This window comes from Micromonospora sp. NPDC049274 (assembly GCF_040678875.1).
Taxonomy (GTDB): domain Bacteria; phylum Actinomycetota; class Actinomycetes; order Mycobacteriales; family Micromonosporaceae; genus Micromonospora.
Genome location: NZ_JBFAQS010000025.1, coordinates 33,369 through 50,232 on the forward strand (window position 1 = coordinate 33,369; position 16,864 = coordinate 50,232).

Sequence of the window (16,864 nt, forward strand, 5' to 3'; positions counted from 1 at the left end):
GTGCGCGGTGGGCAGCTTGGGTGGGCACCGCCGGAGAGTTGCCTAAGGCGACCGCCTAGCGTCATGCGCGTGACGGAGACCCTGCTGCCCGCAGTGACCGACGCGCCACCGGAGCGGCGTGGTGGCGTCGTCGCCGTGGGGCTCGTGCTCGGCGGGGCGCTGTCGGTGCAGTTCGGCTCCGCCCTGGCCGCGCTGCTCTTTCCGCGTACCGGGGTGGCCGGGGCGGTCACCCTGCGGCTGACGATCTCGGCGGTGCTGCTGCTCGTCGTGTGCCGGCCCCGACTGCGCGGGTACGACCGCTCGGCCTGGCTGGCGGCCGGCGCCTTCGGGCTGGCGCTGGCCGGCATGAACTCGCTGTTCTACCAGGCCATCGAGCGGATCCCCCTCGGCCCGACGGTGACCCTGGAGGTGCTCGGCCCGCTGGCGCTGTCCGTCTTCACCGCCCGGCGGCTGGCGAGCTGGTGCTGGGCCGGCCTGGCGCTGGCCGGGGTGGCGCTGCTCGGACAGGGCGGCTTCGACCGGCTCAACCCGGCCGGTGTGGCCTTCGCGTTCGGCGCGGGCGCCATGTGGGCCGCGTACATCGTGCTCAGCGCGCGGGTCGGCGGCCGGTTCCCGGGCGCGGACGGGCTGGCCCTGGCCCTGGCCCTCGCCGCGCTTGTCACCCTGCCGCTGGGCGTCGTCGACGGCGGCGCGGAGCTGCTCGACCCGACCGTCCTGGCGCTCGGCACCGCCCTCGCGGTGCTGGCCTCCGGACTGCCGTACACCCTGGAACTGCTGGCCCTGCGCCGGATGCCCACGGCGACCTTCGCGGTGCTGATGAGCCTCGGCCCGGCCATCGCCACCCTCGCCGGCTGGCTGGTGCTGCGGCAGGAGCTGAGCCTGCTGGAGTGCGCCGCCATCGCGCTTGTCATCGCGGCCAGCATCGGCGCGGTACGGGTCAGAGCAGCAGCCGCAGAGCGCCCGGCACGGCGGTGATCGTCACCGGCAGCCGCAGCGAACGTTCCCCGTCGGCGTACGTGACGATGCCGTCGGCGGCCAGCTCCACCGTGCGCGCCCGGTAGCTGGTCACCAGGGGGTGGCTCACGTGGGTGCCCTGGTAGATGCGCGGCTTGACCCGGATCAGGGTCCGCCTGTCGACCCGGCCGGCCACCACCACGTCCAGCAACCCGTCCGTCGGGTCCGCGTCGGGACAGATCCGCATCCCACCGCCGTACGTCGGGCAGTTGCCCACCGCCACCAGCACCGCGTCCAGCTCGTGGGGCACCCCGTCGAGGCGCAGCGTGTAGCGGCGCGGCCGGAGCCGAGCCAGCTCGACCACGATCGCCAGGTCGTACCGGCGGGGGCCGCGCGGCCAACGCATCCGGTTGGCGCGCTCGTTGACGATCGCGTCGAAGCCCGCAGCGAGGACAGCCCCGTACCAGCGCACGGCCCCGCCGGCGCCGGTCATCCGGGCCAGGTCGACGACGCGGGTCCGGCCCGCGCGCAGCGCCTCGGCGATCACCGCAACGGCGGCGACGGGATCGGCCGGAAAGCCGGTGTCGAGGGCGAAGTCGTTGCCGGTGCCCGCCGGCACCGGACCGAACGGCACGTCGGTGCCGGCGACGGCCTGCATCGCCCCGTGTACGGTGCCGTCCCCGCCGATCGCGACCAGCGCGCCGACGCCATCGGCGACCGCGCTCCGACACGCCGCCTCCGCCTCGCCCGGATCCGACGCCGACAGCAGTCGGACCGGCCGACCGGCGGCGGCCAGCCCGTCCAGCAGCCGGGGCAGCAGGGCCCGGTGCCGACCCCGGCCGGCGGTCGGATTGGCGAGCACGGCCACGGGGCCACCCTCATCCCGGACGCGATCGACCGAGCCGCCGACGGCCGGGGTGCGCTCGCCCGGGCCGTCGGTGGGCGGGCCGGGCAGGTGATCGTCTGCGGTCACGGGCAGCACCGTACCGGTCGGACACCCGCCGTTCAGCAGAGGCGGACGTCGTCACGATCAGTTCCGCCGTGGACGCCTGCGGTGAGCGCCTCGGTGGATGGCCCGCTGACGCGACGACGCCGCCCCCGGCAGGCGGGGACGGCGTCGGTGAATCCCGGCGGCGCGGGGCCGTCAGGTCATGTCGTCGTAGCGGCGTTCGATGGGCGCCGGCTTGGCGATCGGCTCGGGAGCGCCCACCGGGGCGGTCGCGTCGACCCGCTGCCCGGCCACGACCGGGTCCGCGTCGAACTCCAACGGCGACACCTCGTCGTCGTCGAGACCGGCGTAGACCTCCTTGCCCCGCCCGCGCCGCCGGTCGTTGATGAACGCCACCCCGACCGCCGCGAAGTAGAGCGCGGAGAGGCAGGCCGCCAGGGCGGTCATCCCGAACGGGTCCGGCGTGGGGGTGACCACGGCGGAGAACGCGAAGAACACGAAGATCGCCACCCGCCACCAACTGAGCAAACGCTTCGCGCTCGCGATTCCCACGAAGTTGAGCATCAACACGATCAGCGGGAACTCGAACGCCACCCCGAACAGCAGGATCAGGTTGGTGACGAACGAGATGTAACGGGTGACTTCCAGGGTGGTCGAGATGTCGTCGCCGGACACGTTCATCAGGAACTCGAGGCCCTTGGCGGTGACGAAGAACGCCAACACCGCACCGGCGGCGAAGAGCGGTGCTGCCAGGGCCGTGAAGGCGTAGGCGTAGCGCCGCTCGTGCCGGTGCAGACCGGGAGCGATGAACGCCCAGAGCTGGTAGAGCCAGATCGGCGCCGCGATGATCAGGCCCACCCAGAGGCCGATCTTCAGGTTCAACAGGAAGAGGTCCGCCGGGCCGAGCTGGACGAACAGGCACTTGCCGGACGCGTCCTTCGACCCCGGCAGGTCGCAGTACGGCTGCGACAGCAGATGCCGCACCGGCTCGGCCAGCCAGATGCCGAAGCCGAAGCCGACCAGGATCGCCAGCGAGGCGCGGAAGAGACGATTGCGCAGCTCACGGACGTGCTCGATGAGCGTCATCGAACCGTCGGCGGCCCGTTCGAACGTGCTCGGGCCGCGCTTACGCATTGCGAAGGCCACGGTGGTGGGGCCCTTCGGTCAGTTGTCGCGGACGCGGTGCACCGGGTCGACGACCGGCTGCTGCGCCGGCGCCTGCTGGTACGGCGCCTGCTGCGGCTGACCGGCGTACGGCGCCTGCTGCGGCTGCCCCGCGTACGGCGCCTGCTGGCCGGCGTGCGGCGGCAGCGGCTGGTAGCCGGCCTGCGCGTCAGCCTTCTCGGCGAGGTCGCGGTCGTCGTCCTGCAGGCTCTTGGTCTCGGCCTTGATGATCCGCAGCGAGCGACCCAGCGAGCGGGCCGCGTCGGGGAGCCGCTTCGCACCGAAGAGCAGGATCAGCACAACCACGAGAACGGCGATGTGCCACGGCTTGAGGGCACCCATGAGAAGCTCCAGTCGCTCTGTGTCCGGGGGTGGTACGCAGCCCATCGTACGTGCGGATGAACCGAATGCCACCTGCCGGGGATGATGATCAGGGCCCGGCCGGTGAAGTCTTGACCAACCGCGATGATCAGTCAACCATCGCCACCCGGCCGGGTGGCGGCGGTGGCCGACGGCTGTCGGTCAGCCGCGCTTGGCCTGGATCACGGCGAGTCGCTGCTGGGCGGTGTCGAGCTGGCGTTGGACACCCTCGGCGCGCTGCTGCAACGCCTCGGCGGTCTCCCGCAGCGCCTCCGCCTCGGTGGCCCGTCGCTGCAACGCCACCGCGGCGCGGCGCAGTTGGGGCAGCCGGCTCAGCACCGGGCGGACGGCCAGCGCGAGCGCCACGAGCGGGAGAAGCACCACCGCGAGCACGATCCAGATCAGCACGCCGGTCAGCCTACTGGGCGCCGGCGGACACCGCCGTGTCGCCCGACGGCACGGAATCGGCCGGGGCGCGGACAGTGGCCGCGGGAGCGGGCACGGCGTACGCGTCGAGGGCGGCGGCCGCGGTCGCCCGGACCTGTTCGGCAAGCTCGACCGGGGCGACCACTGCGACGTCTGGGCCGAGGCCCAGCACGAACCGCCGCGCCCATCCCAGGTCGGTCACCCGCAGCGAGACGAGCCACAGGTCCCCGTCGCCGGCCTCGACCCGCTCGCACGGGTAGTACTCGGTGATCCACCGCTCGCTGCGGCCGACCCGCAGGGTGATCAGCGGCAGGTCGGGCGACGGCCGGAAGACACCCTCGGTGCGGTCGTGCGGAACGGCCTGCGGCGGGACGGTGGCCGGCTCGTCCAGCTCGGTGATCGCGTCGATCCGGTCGGCCCGGAACAGCCGGACCGCCTCCGCGCGGCGGCACCACGCCTCCACGTACGCCCGGCCACCGACCATCAACATCCGCAGCGGGTCGACGACGCGCTCGGTGGTCTCGTCGCGGGCCGCCGTGTAGTAGGTGATTCGCAGCGCCCTGCCGCCCTCCACGGCGGCGCGCAGCGCCTCGACCCGCCGGGTGTCCCCGGGCAGCCGGACCGCGACCGGCGCGCCCACCAGGTCACCGGCGGCGTCCTCGATCTTGGCCAGGGCCCGCTCGATCGCCTCCCGGTTGGCCACTCCGGGGGTTTCGGCGAGCATCCGCAGCGCCACCACGAGCGCGAGGGCCTCGTCGGGGGTGAGCCGCAGCGGCCGGTCGATGCCCGCGTCGTAGGTGATGGTGACCCGGTCGCCGTCGAACGCCATGTCGATCAGGTCACCGGGGCCGTATCCGGGCAGCCCGCACACCCACAGCAGCTCCAGGTCCTCCCGGAGCTGCCGTTCGGTGACGCCCAGGTCACCGGCTGCCTCGGCGATCTCGATGCCGGGTCGGGCCAGCAGGTAGGGCACCAGGTTGAGCAGTCGCGCGAGCCGGTCGGCGGAGGCCCGGGAAGAAGCGCCGCGGGCGGCCGGGCGGGTCACCGGGCACCCCCGGAGACGGCCAGCTCGTCGTGCCGGGCGGCGATCTCCTTGAGCCGCTGGATGACCGCCTCGCGGACCTCCGGCGGGTCGAGCACCCGCACGTCCGGCCCGTACCCGACGAGCTGGCCGGCCAGCCCGTCCGGGTCGGCGTACGGCAGGACCAGCCGGTCGCCCTCCGACCCGGCGGTCACCTCCACGGCCCAGCGGCGCAGGCCGGCGGCCCGCCCGGGCGCGGCGAGCACGGTGGCCCGGCCGGTGCGCTCCACCGGCCCGGACCAGCGGGCCACGTGGCTGATCAGGTCAACGCCGGCCGGTGGCTCGTACGCGCCGGGCGCGCCGGTCACCCGGACCGCCCCGACCACCCGGGACAGGCGGAAGCAGCGGGTCGCATCGCGGTCCAGGTCGTGGCCGACCACGTACCACCGCCCCCGCCAGCAGACCACGCCCCACGGTTGCAGGCGGCGACGGGTGGAGGCGTCCCGATCGGGCACCCGGTAGTCGAACCCGACCTCGCGACGGTCCCGGGCGGCGGCGGTCAGCGGCGCGAACGCCGGGTCGACGGTGACCATCGGCTCCAGCCCGAGGGTGGCCTGCGGGTCGACGTCCACCCCGGCGGCACGCAGCTTGGCCAGCCCGGACGACGCGGCGGCGGCCAGACCGGCGTGCTGCCACAGGCGGGCGGCGATGCCAACCGCGGCGGCCTCGTCGGGCTCCAGGGGAATGTCGGGCAGCGCGTACTCGCGGTGGGCGATGCGATAGCCGGGCTCGGCGTCGAAGACGCTTGCCGTGCCGGTCTCCAACGGAACGCCCAGCTCGCGCAGCTCGGCCTTGTCCCGCTCGAACTTGCGCTGGAACGCCTCGTGGTCGCGCGCGTCGTCGGGGTCGTGCTCGTAACCGGGCACGGTCGCGGCGATCTGCGCGGCGGTCAGGAACCGTCGCGTGGACAGGAGGCAGATCACCAGGTTGACCAGGCGTTCGGTGCGGGTCCGCGACACGGGTAGACGCTAGCAGCCGACGCGGCGCAGGCGTGCACCCACGCGGGCGTGCCGCACATCTGTTCGGATCCGGGGTGTCGCGCCACCCGCCCGGCGTGCCGACGGCGCCGGTCATAGGGTTGCCCTCATGTCGCAAGCCGGGATGAAGACCGAGAGCGAAAGCGTCGGCACGGTGGTCGTCGCAGGCGCCGCCAACCTCGCCATCGCGATCGCCAAGCTGATCGCCGGGCTGATCTCCGGATCGGCCGCGATGCTCTCCGAAGCCGCGCACTCGGTCGCCGACACGACCACCGAGGTGCTGCTGTTCCAGGCGCTGCGCCGCGGGGCACGCCCGGCCGACAAGCGACACCCCTTCGGGTACGGCAAGGAGAGCTACGTCTGGGCGTTCTTCGCCGCGATGTTCACCTTCGTGGCCGGCGCCGGCTTCGCCGTCACCCACGGTGTCACCACCATCCTCGTGCACGAGCACAGCGGCGACTACCTGATCTCGTACATCGTGCTGGGGGTGTCGTTCGTCATCGAGTCGATCTCGCTGGCCCGGGCCGTGCGGCAGGTTCGCCGCGAGTCCGCGCGCTGGCAGACGACACCGCGCCGGTTCCTGCGGCTGACCGCCGACACCACAGTCAAAGCGGTCTTCCTGGAGGACAGCGCGGCCCTGATCGGTCTGCTGCTGGCCGCGCTCGGCGTCGGCCTGTCCCAGGCCACCGGCGACGAGGTGTGGGACGGCGTCGCGTCGATCCTGATCGGGTTGCTGCTGCTGGCCGTCGCCGGGGTCCTGGCCGGCAACAACCTGTCGCTGCTTGTCGGTCGGGCCGTCCCGGAGCGGCTACGCCGCGAGATCGAGCACGACCTGGCCGGGCTGCCCGAGGTGGAGCGGATCGACACCCTGCTGACGATGCAGCTCGGCCCGGACGACATCCTCGTCGCCGCGAAGGTCGACTTCCGCGACGAGGCCACCGGCGCGGCCATCGAGGCCACCGCCGACGAGGCCGAGCGGCGGCTCACCGAGCGGTACCCGGAGATCCGCTACGTCTTCCTCGATCCCACCCGCTCGCTGCCCGGCGCCCCCGGGAAGGCTCGCCACACCCAGGCCAGGCCGAGCGCCGACGCCGGCGGCGAACCCGACCCCGACCGGGCCACGCCGAGCACGGACGGCGGCGAACCCGACCCCGCCTGAGGGGCGGGGCGAGCCCGGCCCGCCCGAGGGGTGGGCCCAGCGTCGACGCCGAGGCGAACCCGACGCCGGGTGGGGGGCGGGCCGACCCGGGCGCGGACCGCCTGGTCCGCGCGGCTAGCGTGCCCGTCATGGTGCGATGGCGGGCGGGGACGGTGGCGGCGCTGCGGCGGCAGTGGACCGGGGCGGTGGAACTCGACGTCGACCTGCCCGACGGCACGGGCATGCGGGCGCTGGCCTATCCCGAGCTGGTCGGCACACCCGAGCCGGGTGACCGGGTGCTGCTCAACGCGGGCGCGCTGCTGATGGGGTTGGGCACCGGTGGGTACGCCCTCGTGGTGGCCCTGCCGGACCGGCTGCCCCCGGACCCCCCGGACGCCTCTGACACCCGCGACGCCGGGCACCTCGTCAAGGCCCGCTACACCCCGTTGCAGCCGATCCTGCTCGGCGTCGACGAGGAGGCCAGCCCACACCGCGCCGTCCTCGCCGACGCCGACGACCTGGGCGGAATGCCGGTGGTCACCGCCGACCTGCACTCGGCGCTGCCGGCGATCCTGGCCGGCATCCGGGCCGACGCCCCACGAGCCCGGGTGGCGTACCTGCTCACCGACGGCGGGGCGTTGCCGGCCTGGTTCTCCCGCACTCTCGCCGGGCTGCGGGACGAGCTGGCCGGGACGATCACCGTCGGACAGGCGTTCGGCGGCGACCTGGAGGCCACCACCCTGCACGGCGGCCTGCTCGCCGCCCGCCACGTGCTGGACGCGGACGTGGCCATCGTGGCCCAGGGGCCCGGCAACCTGGGCACCGGCACCCGGTGGGGCTTCTCCGGCGTCGCCGTCGGCGAGGCGGTCAACGCGATCGCCACGCTCGGCGGCCGGCCGGTCGGCTCACTGCGCATCTCCGACGCCGACCCCCGCCCCCGACACCGGGGCGTGTCGCACCACAGCCTCACCGCGTACGGCCGGGTGGCACTCGCCCCGGCGGAGCTGGTGGTGCCCGACGACCTGGACCCGGCCCTCGCGGCCGAGGTCGACGCGGCGCTGGCGCCGCTGACGGCCCGGCACCGGATCGTCCGGGTGCCCACCGCAGGCCTCGACGACGCGTTGCGCGCCAGCGCCGTGCCGCTGTCCACGATGGGCCGCAACCTCGACGCCGACCACGCCTACTTCGTGGCGGCGGCCGCAGCCGGCCGCCAAGCCACCACCCACATCCCCTAACCCCACCCCACCCCACCCCCACCCCGCCCCCACCCCGCCCCCACCCCACCCTCAGCCCGCCCTTTGCCCCGTTGATCATGAAGTTATTGCCCGCCTCCTCGGCGTGTCGCGGCAATAACTTCATGATCACCGCGACTGGGTGGGGCCGTGGGTGGGTGGGTGGGTGGGTTTAGCGGATTACCGGGCGTTGGTCGCGGGGTAGGGCCTCGATCAGCTCTCGGGGCAGGTTGAGGGTGTCCGCGCTGACCTGGGCCGGGGTGTTCGCCATCCACTGGGTCAGCGAGACGGACTCGAACCGGGGTTTGCGGAACATCTCCAGGAAGACCAGCGGCTCGGTGCCGAGGTTCTCGATGTAGTGGCCGTACGCGAACGGCACGTACCCGACGTCGCCGGAGCGCATGTCGAAGGTGCCGGCCACGCCCTGACTGGCGAACACGCCCATCCGGCCGTGGCCGGAGAGGTAGTACTGCCACTCGTCGTCGGTGGGGTGCCAGTGCAGCTCGCGCATCCCGCCCGGGTCGACCTCGACCAGGGCGGCGCAGATCGTGGTGGCCGCCGGGAACTGGGCGACGTCGGCGATGCGGACCTGACCGCCCGCGAACCGCTGCGGCTTCTGCGCGAGCAGCCGATGGCTCAGGCTGCGGGGCACGTCCCCGGTCGGGCTGACCACCCGGTCACGGTCCAGCGGCGGCGGCACCTGCCCCGCGAAGATGTACTTCTCCCGCTCCGGGATCGAGTCGAGCTGCTCGGGTCGCCACCCGAAGTTCTTGGCCAGCACGTCCTTCGGGGTGTGCGCGAAGAAGTCGCTGATCAGGAACGTGCCGTTCTCGGTGAACGCCCCGTCGTCGAAGACCAGCAGAAACTCCACACCCTCGTCGAGTGCCTGGATGTGGTGTGGCACCCCCTGCGGGAAGAACCACAGGTCACCGGCGTGTACGTCGTCGAGGAAGTTGCGGCCCTCCTGGTCGACGGCGCTGATCCGGGCGCTGCCGCGCGACACGTACGCCCACTCGGACTGCTTGTGCCAGTGCAGCTCCCGGTAGCCGCCCGGTTCCAGCGCCATGTCCACGCCGCTGAGCTCGGTGGCGATCGGCAGCTCGCGTACGGTCACCTCTCTGGTCCAGCCGCCACGCTGGACGCGGGTGTGCGCGTCGGAGAAGGAGAACCGCAGGTTGGGCAGTGTCCCCGCGTCCGTGCTCGGCGGAGTCAGCAGGTCGGGGTTCTGCCGGTCCCGGATCACGTCGCGCGGCCCGGGGTCCTGCCAGCCTCCGCCACCGCGCTCCGGCTGCGGCACCTTCGATTCGTCGTCCATGATCGCCTCCCGCGTCGTCGCGTCCGGTGTCGTCGACGCGCAAGACGGGCAGACCCCCCGCGACGGCGACGGCGAGCGGGTACCCGCCGACACGACCCGGCCGGGCCAACCTCTGGCCCCGATGGGTCACGGACGACCACCCGAGCGACACCCCGAAGGCGGGCTCAGGCGGCGGGTCAGGAGAGGAAGATCAGGGCGAGCCAGCCGCCCACGATGAGCACCAGCGCCAGCGCCAGCACCCACGTCGGCACGGTGTAGTCGCCGCGCCTGTTGCGGTCGACCTCGGCGCGGATCTTCTCCCGCCGGCGTTCGACCCAGTTCTGCCGCTCGGTGCCGCGCTCGGAGCGCTCGGAGCGGTCGGATGGTCCAGAAGTCGTCATGGCGCGCCCAGCCTACCGGGCCGGCCGGCCCCGTCGGCGTACACCACCGCCGAGGCCGGCACACCCGTCACATGCTGGCGATCAACCGCTCCACCCGCTCGTCGTACGCCCGGAACGGGTCCTTGCAGAGCACGGTGCGCTGCGCCTGGTCGTTGAGCTTCAGATGCACCCAGTCGACGGTGAAGTCGCGCCGCTTCTCCTGGGCGTGCCGGATGAACTCGCCGCGCAGCCGCGCCCGCGTGGTCTGCGGCGGGGTTTCCTTGGCCTCGAAGATCTCCGGGTCGGTGGCCACCCGGTCCACCTCGCCGCGACGCTCCAGCAGCCCGTAGAGGCCACGCCCACGGCGCACATCGTGATACGCCAGGTCCATCTGCGCCACCCGGGGGTGCGACAACGGCAGGTCGTGCTTGCGCTGGTAGCGCTCGATCAGCCGCAGCTTGCTGACCCAGTCGATCTCGCGCGAGACCGGCTCCAGGTCACCGCTCTCCACCGCGCTGAGCACCCGGCCCCACAGCTCGACGACCCGCTTGGCGGCCTGGTCGCCACCGCGCCGCTCGACGAACTCGGTGGCCTTGGACAGGTATTCCTGCTGGATGTCCAGCGCGCTGACCTCCTTGCCGGAGGCCAGCCGCACCTTGCGCCGGCCGGTGATGTCGTGCGACACCTCGCGGATGGCGCGGATCGGGTTCTCCAGCGACAGGTCGCGCATGACGACGCCGGCCTCGATCATCCGCAGCACGATGTCGGCGGTGCCGACCTTGAGCAGCGTGGTGACCTCGTTCATGTTTGAGTCACCGACGATCACGTGCAGGCGCCGGTAACGCTCGGCGTCGGCGTGCGGCTCGTCGCGGGTGTTGATGATCGGTCGGCTGCGGGTCGTCGCCGACGAGACGCCCTCCCAGATGTGCTCGGCCCGCTGCGACAGGCAGTAGACCGCGCCGCGCGGGGTCTGCAGGACCTTGCCGGCCCCACAGATCAACTGCCGGGTGACCAGGAACGGGATGAGCACGTCAGCGAGCCGGCCGAACTCGCCATGCCGCGAGACCAGGTAGTTCTCGTGGCAGCCGTACGAGTTGCCGGCCGAGTCGGTGTTGTTCTTGAACAGGTAGATCTCACCTGCGATGCCCTCGTCGTGCAGCCGCTTCTCCGCGTCGACGAGCAGCCCCTCCAGGATCCGCTCGCCGGCCCGGTCGTGGGCCACCAGGTCGGTCACCGAGTCGCACTCCGGTGTCGCGTACTCCGGATGCGACCCGACGTCCAGGTAGAGCCGGGCCCCATTGCGCAGGAACACGTTGCTCGACCGACCCCAGGACACGACGCGACGGAACAGATACCGCGCGACCTCGTCCGGGGACAGCCGCCGCTGCCCGCGATAGGTGCAGGTGACGCCGTACTCGGTCTCGAGGCCGAAGATTCGCCGCTCCATGATGTGACATTAGCCGCCCGGAGGCCCCGTTCGTCACTGTCACACCACAGGTCGTGCTCCGGGGGTGGTCACATACCGGTTGAGTGCGACATTCCGTCCCGCCCGATGGTCGTCACGAAGCGCCGGCAGACGTCGTACTCCGGCAGCAGACCGCCCTCGCGCGCCTGCGCGAGGGTCGGCGCGGCGTCGTCGCGGGCGGACAGCAGCGGGACGTCGACAGGCCATTCGATGCCCAGCTCCTCGTCCAGCGGGTGCACCGTGCGCTCGCCGGCCGGGTTGTACGTGGCCGAGCAGAGGTAGCTCAACGTCGCGTCGTCGGTCAGGGCGCCGAAGCCGTGCCCCAGCCCCTCGCTCAGGTAGACCGCCCGCCGGTCGGTGTCGTCCAGCTGGACGCCCTCCCACCGGCCGAAGGTCGACGAGCCCACCCGCAGGTCCACGATCACGTCGAGGACCGCGCCGCGCACGCAGACGACGTACTTGGCCTGCCCGGGCGGCACGTCGGCGAAGTGCACGCCGCGCACCACGCCCCGCGCGGACACCGACAGGTTTGCCTGGGCCAGCCGCAGCGGATGGCCCACCGCCCCGGCGAGCTTGTCGAAGCGGTACCACTCCATGAACATGCCGCGGGGGTCGCCGTGCTGCTGCGGCGTGATCTCCCACGCGCCCTCGATGCCCAGCTCCCGAATCTTCATCGGGTCATCTGCGCGTCGTTCTTCTCGGCCAGCAGACCCAACAGGTAGTCGCCGAAGCCGCTCTTGGTCAGCGGCTCGGCGAGCGCGGCCAGCTGGTCGTCGTCGATGAGGCCGGCCCGCCAGGCCACCTCCTCGACGCAACCGATCTTCAGGCCCTGCCGCTCCTCAATCACCCGGACGAACTCGCTGGCCTGCATCATCGAGGCGAACGTGCCGGTGTCCAGCCAGGCCGTGCCCCGGTCCAGCAGGGTGACGGACAGCTCACCGATCTCCCGGTACGCCTCGTTGACCGCCGTGATCTCCAATTCGCCCCGGGCGCTGGGCGTGATCTTGCGGGCGATGTCCACCACGCGGTTGTCGTAGAAGTACAGGCCGGGCACCGCGTAGCGCGACTTCGGCCGAGCCGGCTTCTCCTCGATCGAGAGCACCCGACCCTCGGCGTCGAAGTCCACCACGCCGTACTCCTGCGGGTTGGCCACCGGGCACGCGAAGACCCGGCCGCCGACGAGGTCGCTGTGGGCGGCCAACTGCCAGCCCAGACCGACGCCGTGGAAGATGTTGTCGCCGAGGATCAGCCCCACCGACTCGTCGCCGATGAAGTCCGCGCCGAGGATGAACGCCTGGGCGATGCCCTCCGGGCGGGCCTGCGTCACGTACTCCAGCCGCAGCCCGAACTGGCTGCCGTCGCCGAGCAACCGGCGGAACTGGTCCTGGTCCTCCGGCGTGGTGATCATCAGGATCTCCCGCACACCGGACATCACCAGCGTGGAGAGCGGGTAGTAGATCATCGGCTTGTCGAAGACCGGCATCAGCTGCTTGGAAACTACCCGGGTGATCGGCCAGAGCCGGGAGCCGGTGCCGCCGGCGAGTACGATTCCGCGCACCGTGGGAGTTTAGCCGCAATCAGCCCGTCGACATGGGTTTTCACCGCGGACAGCCCGGCCCACCGCTTCGCGTACATTCTGGATCCGTGAGGATCCTCGTCACCGGCGGTGCCGGATTCATCGGCTCAGAGTACGTCCGCATGCTGCTGGGCGTGCCTGCTGGCACCGCTTCGGGCGTGCCCGCGGTCGACCCCGCCGGCGTGACGGTGCTCGACAAGCTCACCTACTCGGGCAACCTGGCGAACCTCGACCCGGTGCGCGACGACCCGCGCCTGCGCTTCGTGCAGGGCGACATCTGCGACCCCGGTGTGGTCGACGAGGTGGTCGCCGGGCACGACGTGGTCGTGCACTTCGCGGCGGAATCGCACGTCGACCGCTCGATCGTCGGCGCCGCGCCGTTCGTCACCACGAACGTGCTCGGCACGCAGACCCTGCTGGACGCCGCGCTGCGCCACGGCACCTGCCGCTTCGTCCACGTGTCCACCGACGAGGTGTACGGGTCGATCGACGAGGGCTCCTGGACCGAGACCTCGCCCCTCGCGCCGAACTCGCCGTACTCGGCCTCGAAGGCCGGCTCCGACCTGCTCGCCCTGGCCTACCACCGCACCCACGGCATGGACGTGGTGATCACCCGCTGCTCCAACAACTACGGGCCGTACCAGTTCCCCGAGAAGATCATCCCGCTGTTCGTCTCCAACCTGCTCGACGGCGGCACCGTTCCCCTCTACGGCGACGGCGGCAACACCCGCGACTGGCTGCACGTGCACGACCACTGCCGGGCCATCGCGATGGTCCAGCAGAAGGGCCGCGCCGGCGAGGTCTACAACATCGGCGGCGGCACGGAGCTGACCAACAAGGAGCTGACCGGCCTGCTGCTGGACGCCTGCGGCGCCGGCTGGGACCGGGTCGTCCCGGTCCCCGACCGCAAGGGCCACGACCGCCGCTACTCGCTGAACATCACCAAGATCAATCAAGAGCTGGGGTACGCCCCGAGCATCGACCTCGCCGACGGCCTGGCGCAGACCGTGCAGTGGTACCGCGACAACCGGGCCTGGTGGGAGCCGTTGAAGACCGTACCGGCCGCATGACCCGGTCGTCCTACGCCGACGGTTAACGGCAAGCGGGTCCTGATCATCATCCCGGCGCTCAACGAGTCCGGCTCGATCGGCGAGGTCCGCGCGGCGTGCTCTCCGGCCTGCAACTGCCGTCCGACGTGGCCACCGCCGGCGCGCTGCTCGACATGACGCAGCGGGCGGCCCATCTCCGGGCCGCCCGCTGACAAAGACCGGTGTTACTTGCCGTCCGCCGGCTTGTCCTCCAGATCGGCGGAGCCCGCCGACGTCGTCGGCTTGTGCGCCTCCGTGGTCGGCTGCGCCGGCGTGTCCGGGCCACCCGCCTCGGCCGGCTGGTCCGCGTCCGCGACGTCACCATCGAGCAGCGCCGTCAACGCCGCGCCCGTGATCCGACGGAACGTACGACCCACCCGCTGGCGGTCCAGCACCGCCACCTCAAGCTGGTTGGCGGCGATCGTGCGGGCCGCGCCGCCCTCACCACCGACGGTGCTCAACGCCTGCACCGCCACCCGGGCCGCCTCGCCGAGGGACATGTCCGCACGGTGCTGCGACTTCAACACACCGGTGATCGCCTCGGCCTGGCCACCCATCGCCATCCGGCCCGGCTCGTCGTTGACCGAACCGTCGTACGTCAGCCGGTACAGCTCGTCGTCATCCGGAGTCGCCCCGACCTCGGCCACGCAGATCTCCACCTCGAACGGCTTCGACTGCTCGGTGAAGATCGCGCCGAGCGTCTGCGCGAACGCGTTGGCGAGCGCCCGCCCGGTGACGTCCCGCCGGTCGTAGCTGAGCCCGTTCAGGTCGGCCATCCGCACACCGGCCCGGCGCAGATTCTCGAACTCGTTGTAGCGGCCGACCGCGGCGAAGCCGATCCGGTCGTAGATCTCGCTGACCTTGTGCAGGGCGCTGGAGAGGTTCTCCGCGACGAAGAGCACCCCGCCGGAGTAGCTGAGGACCACCGCGCTGCGACCCCGGGCGATGCCCTTGCGGGCCAGCTCGGAGCGGTCGCGCATGATCTGTTCGGGCGAGGCGTAGAACTGCATGGCCACGGCGGCGGTTCTCCTTACGGCACTGTGCTGACGACTGCTGACTGGTGGGGGTGGACGCGGCTCAACCGCCCGGGTTCTCCATCCGACCGGCGACCACACCCTCGGCGATCGCCGCCGTCTCGGTGTCGGTCAGCCGGCGGGTGCCCTCGGCGGTAGCGGTCATCACCACCGGATAGATCCGGCGGGTCAGGTCAGGTCCGCCGGTCGCGGTGTCGTCGTCCGCCGCGTCGTAGAGCGCCTCGACCGCGAGCCGAGTCGCGTCGTCCACGGAAATGCCGGCCCGGAAGCGCTTCTTCAACGCCGACTTCGCAAAGAGCGAGCCGGAGCCGATCGCGTCGTACCCGGTCTCCTCGTACGGGCCACCGGTCACGTCGAAGCTGAAGATCCGCCCTGCCCGCGACGGGTCGGCGGCGGCCAGGTCGAAGCCGGCGAACAGCGGAACCACGGCCAGGCCCTGCATGGCCGCGCCCAGGTTGCCCCGGATCATCGACGCCAGCCGGTTGGCCTTACCGTCGAGCGAGAGCATCGCGCCCTCGATCTTCTCGTAGTGCTCCAGCTCCACCTGGAACAGTCGCATCAGCTCGATGCCGATGCCCGCGGTGCCCGCGATGCCGACCAGCGAGTACGCGTCGGCGGGATGCACCTTCTCGATGTCGCGCTGGGCGATCAGGTTGCCCATGGTGGCCCGTCGGTCGCCGGCCATCACCACACCGCCGGCGGCCGAGATCGCCACGATGGTGGTCGCGTGCGGCGCCAGGTCGGCGGCCATGCCCGGCGGCAACGGCCGACGACCGGGCAGCATCTCGGGCGCCACCCGGCTCAGAAACGTGGTGAAGGAGGACGTCCCCGCGTTGGTGAACACATCTGGTAGACGCCCGGATGGATCAAAGCCCGCTGCCACGTGGTTCCTCTCAGGTACGTGATCGCCCTGGCCAGCCTCGTAGGACTGTCACGGAACTGGCCAAGACCACCGTTGCAGTTGAAGCAGAGTATCCCGCGCACCCACCCGGTGCGATGATCGTGGTCCAGATGTTGGGGGTCCGCGCCCCCGCAGATCGCGCAGACCCCGCCCTGCTCGGCCAGGAGCTCCTGAAACTCCTTCTCACCGATGCCATACCGCCGCCGCAGGTGATACTCGCGCGTCCCGCCGTAGAGCCGCTGCTTTGTTTCGCGGGTTCGGACGTTGTGGCACGGCTTGCAGTATGTGCCGTAGCCCGTGCTGTCCGAGCGGTTACGAGGGAAGTCGACCAGGGGCTTGGCCGTGTCGCAGTCCACGCAGAACCGATGTCCCTCCGGGACATCGCGTGCCTTCCGGACCTCGCGGCCGTGTTGCTCCCGCATCCGCTCGGCGTAGCTGGCCTTCGACCGTTTGTTGAAGCACGGCTTGCAGTAGCTGCCGCGGCCGTCCGGCCGTTTGCTGTTGGCGCAGAACTGCTCGAGGGGCAGCCACTCGCCGCAGTCGCGGCAGCGGCGGTGGCCATCCCGGTCATCCAGGGGTCGGGGCATGTCCGATTTGCCGGCTATACCCTACTCGCCCCCTTTTTGCACGTAACCCCTCACGAACTCCTCTGCGTTTTCTTCCAGGACGGAGTCGATCTCGTCGAGCAGGTCGTCGACGTCCTCGGTGATCTCGGCGTGCCGCTCGGCCACCTCGGGATTGGCCTCCGTGGTGACGTCCTCGATCTCCTCGCCCTGGCGGGACTTGCCGGACTGCGACTGGCCGCCGCTGTCATGAGTGGCCATTGCTGCCTCCTCCACGATCGT

At 71.8% G+C, this 16,864-nt stretch carries 18 protein-coding genes and 1 pseudogene; 4 read left to right on the forward strand and 15 right to left on the reverse strand.

Features of this window, described 5'->3' with window-relative positions; genetic code table 11:
• Positions 1-63: 63 nt before the first annotated feature.
• Positions 64-975, forward strand: coding sequence for an EamA family transporter (locus AB0K10_RS31010; RefSeq protein WP_363689424.1), 912 nt, complete (start codon positions 64-66; stop codon positions 973-975).
• On the opposite strand, the gene AB0K10_RS31015 is transcribed toward AB0K10_RS31010, so the two are convergent.
• From AB0K10_RS31015 to AB0K10_RS31040, 6 genes are all read right to left on the reverse strand, one after another.
• Positions 938-1,822 carry a diacylglycerol kinase family protein gene (locus tag AB0K10_RS31015; protein ID WP_363689540.1) on the reverse strand — a complete coding sequence of 295 codons (885 nt, stop codon included), beginning with the start codon at positions 1,820-1,822 and terminating at the stop codon, positions 938-940. The two genes, AB0K10_RS31010 and AB0K10_RS31015, sit on opposite strands and share 38 nt — an antisense overlap.
• A gap of 276 nt (positions 1,823-2,098) precedes the next feature.
• Entirely contained in the window at positions 2,099-3,049 is a 951-nt protein-coding gene (gene tatC / locus AB0K10_RS31020; protein ID WP_363689426.1) for a twin-arginine translocase subunit TatC, read from the reverse strand.
• Positions 3,050-3,067: 18 nt separating this feature from the next.
• The gene (gene tatA, locus AB0K10_RS31025; RefSeq protein ID WP_266242082.1) at positions 3,068-3,409 is read right to left on the reverse strand and encodes a Sec-independent protein translocase subunit TatA; all 342 of its coding nucleotides are present in this window, start codon (positions 3,407-3,409) and stop codon (positions 3,068-3,070) included.
• 180 nt (positions 3,410-3,589) lie between these two features.
• Positions 3,590-3,835, reverse strand: a complete 246-nt coding sequence (locus AB0K10_RS31030) for a hypothetical protein (protein ID WP_266242080.1) — start codon at positions 3,833-3,835, stop codon at positions 3,590-3,592.
• A gap of 10 nt (positions 3,836-3,845) precedes the next feature.
• Positions 3,846-4,898, reverse strand: a complete 1,053-nt coding sequence (locus AB0K10_RS31035) for a YafY family protein (RefSeq protein WP_363689429.1) — start codon at positions 4,896-4,898, stop codon at positions 3,846-3,848.
• A complete protein-coding gene (locus AB0K10_RS31040) occupies positions 4,895-5,893 on the reverse strand; it encodes a WYL domain-containing protein (protein WP_363689431.1) in 999 nt (332 codons plus the stop codon). The genes AB0K10_RS31035 and AB0K10_RS31040 overlap by 4 nt, the downstream gene beginning before the upstream one ends.
• Before the next feature lie 127 nt (positions 5,894-6,020).
• Here AB0K10_RS31040 and AB0K10_RS31045 point away from each other — a divergent pair, with 127 nt between their 5' ends.
• Both AB0K10_RS31045 and AB0K10_RS31050 read left to right on the forward strand, forming a co-directional pair.
• Entirely contained in the window at positions 6,021-7,070 is a 1,050-nt protein-coding gene (locus AB0K10_RS31045) for a cation diffusion facilitator family transporter (RefSeq protein WP_363689433.1), read from the forward strand.
• A 128-nt stretch (positions 7,071-7,198) separates the two neighbouring features.
• Positions 7,199-8,284: a DUF3866 family protein gene (locus AB0K10_RS31050; protein WP_363689435.1), complete on the forward strand. Its 1,086-nt coding sequence runs from the start codon at positions 7,199-7,201 to the stop codon at positions 8,282-8,284.
• Positions 8,285-8,453: 169 nt separating this feature from the next.
• On the opposite strand, the gene AB0K10_RS31055 is transcribed toward AB0K10_RS31050, so the two are convergent.
• The 5 genes from AB0K10_RS31055 to rfbA form a co-directional block, all read right to left on the reverse strand.
• The gene (locus AB0K10_RS31055; protein ID WP_363689437.1) at positions 8,454-9,596 is read right to left on the reverse strand and encodes an oxalate decarboxylase family bicupin; all 1,143 of its coding nucleotides are present in this window, start codon (positions 9,594-9,596) and stop codon (positions 8,454-8,456) included.
• Between the two features lie 176 nt (positions 9,597-9,772).
• A complete protein-coding gene (locus tag AB0K10_RS31060; RefSeq protein WP_363689439.1) occupies positions 9,773-9,976 on the reverse strand; it encodes a hypothetical protein in 204 nt (67 codons plus the stop codon).
• Positions 9,977-10,043: 67 nt separating this feature from the next.
• The gene (gene pafA / locus AB0K10_RS31065; RefSeq protein WP_363689441.1) at positions 10,044-11,402 is read right to left on the reverse strand and encodes a Pup--protein ligase; all 1,359 of its coding nucleotides are present in this window, start codon (positions 11,400-11,402) and stop codon (positions 10,044-10,046) included.
• 68 nt (positions 11,403-11,470) lie between these two features.
• Positions 11,471-12,094 carry a dTDP-4-dehydrorhamnose 3,5-epimerase family protein gene (locus tag AB0K10_RS31070; protein ID WP_363689443.1) on the reverse strand — a complete coding sequence of 208 codons (624 nt, stop codon included), beginning with the start codon at positions 12,092-12,094 and terminating at the stop codon, positions 11,471-11,473.
• Complete coding sequence (gene rfbA, locus AB0K10_RS31075; protein ID WP_363689445.1) at positions 12,091-12,978, reverse strand: glucose-1-phosphate thymidylyltransferase RfbA; 888 nt, start codon at positions 12,976-12,978, stop codon at positions 12,091-12,093. Before rfbA ends, AB0K10_RS31070 begins: the two co-directional genes overlap by 4 nt.
• Before the next feature lie 86 nt (positions 12,979-13,064).
• Between rfbA and rfbB the strand changes: the two genes are divergently transcribed.
• A complete protein-coding gene (rfbB, locus tag AB0K10_RS31080; protein WP_363689447.1) occupies positions 13,065-14,066 on the forward strand; it encodes a dTDP-glucose 4,6-dehydratase in 1,002 nt (333 codons plus the stop codon).
• A gap of 341 nt (positions 14,067-14,407) precedes the next feature.
• Here the strand turns inward: rfbB and prcA are convergent.
• The 4 genes and pseudogenes from prcA to AB0K10_RS31100 form a co-directional block, all read right to left on the reverse strand.
• A pseudogene (prcA, locus tag AB0K10_RS31085) lies at positions 14,408-15,100 on the reverse strand (proteasome subunit alpha); the annotation flags it as partial.
• Positions 15,101-15,161: 61 nt separating this feature from the next.
• Positions 15,162-16,001 (reverse strand): proteasome subunit beta, encoded by an 840-nt coding sequence (gene prcB, locus AB0K10_RS31090; RefSeq protein WP_363689449.1) that lies wholly within the window; start codon positions 15,999-16,001, stop codon positions 15,162-15,164.
• Positions 15,920-16,606 (reverse strand): endonuclease VII domain-containing protein, encoded by a 687-nt coding sequence (locus AB0K10_RS31095; RefSeq protein WP_363689451.1) that lies wholly within the window; start codon positions 16,604-16,606, stop codon positions 15,920-15,922. Before AB0K10_RS31095 ends, prcB begins: the two co-directional genes overlap by 82 nt.
• A gap of 21 nt (positions 16,607-16,627) precedes the next feature.
• On the reverse strand, positions 16,628-16,843 hold the full coding sequence (locus tag AB0K10_RS31100; protein ID WP_088948111.1) for a ubiquitin-like protein Pup: 216 nt from the start codon (positions 16,841-16,843) through the stop codon (positions 16,628-16,630).
• Between the last annotated feature and the right edge of the window lie 21 nt (positions 16,844-16,864).

Excerpts from the sequence above, each read along its gene's own strand:
- AB0K10_RS31010 (WP_363689424.1), top strand. The coding sequence starts at position 64 with ATGCGCGTGACGGAGACCCTGCTGCCCGCAGTGACCGACGCGCCACCG.
- tatA (WP_266242082.1), bottom strand. The coding sequence starts at position 3,409 with ATGGGTGCCCTCAAGCCGTGGCACATCGCCGTTCTCGTGGTTGTGCTG.
- AB0K10_RS31045 (WP_363689433.1), top strand. The coding sequence starts at position 6,021 with ATGTCGCAAGCCGGGATGAAGACCGAGAGCGAAAGCGTCGGCACGGTG.
- AB0K10_RS31050 (WP_363689435.1), top strand. The coding sequence starts at position 7,199 with ATGGTGCGATGGCGGGCGGGGACGGTGGCGGCGCTGCGGCGGCAGTGG.
- AB0K10_RS31055 (WP_363689437.1), bottom strand. The coding sequence starts at position 9,596 with ATGGACGACGAATCGAAGGTGCCGCAGCCGGAGCGCGGTGGCGGAGGC.
- AB0K10_RS31060 (WP_363689439.1), bottom strand. The coding sequence starts at position 9,976 with ATGACGACTTCTGGACCATCCGACCGCTCCGAGCGCTCCGAGCGCGGC.
- pafA (WP_363689441.1), bottom strand. The coding sequence starts at position 11,402 with ATGGAGCGGCGAATCTTCGGCCTCGAGACCGAGTACGGCGTCACCTGC.
- AB0K10_RS31070 (WP_363689443.1), bottom strand. The coding sequence starts at position 12,094 with ATGAAGATTCGGGAGCTGGGCATCGAGGGCGCGTGGGAGATCACGCCG.
- AB0K10_RS31095 (WP_363689451.1), bottom strand. The coding sequence starts at position 16,606 with ATGCCCCGACCCCTGGATGACCGGGATGGCCACCGCCGCTGCCGCGAC.
- AB0K10_RS31100 (WP_088948111.1), bottom strand. The coding sequence starts at position 16,843 with ATGGCCACTCATGACAGCGGCGGCCAGTCGCAGTCCGGCAAGTCCCGC.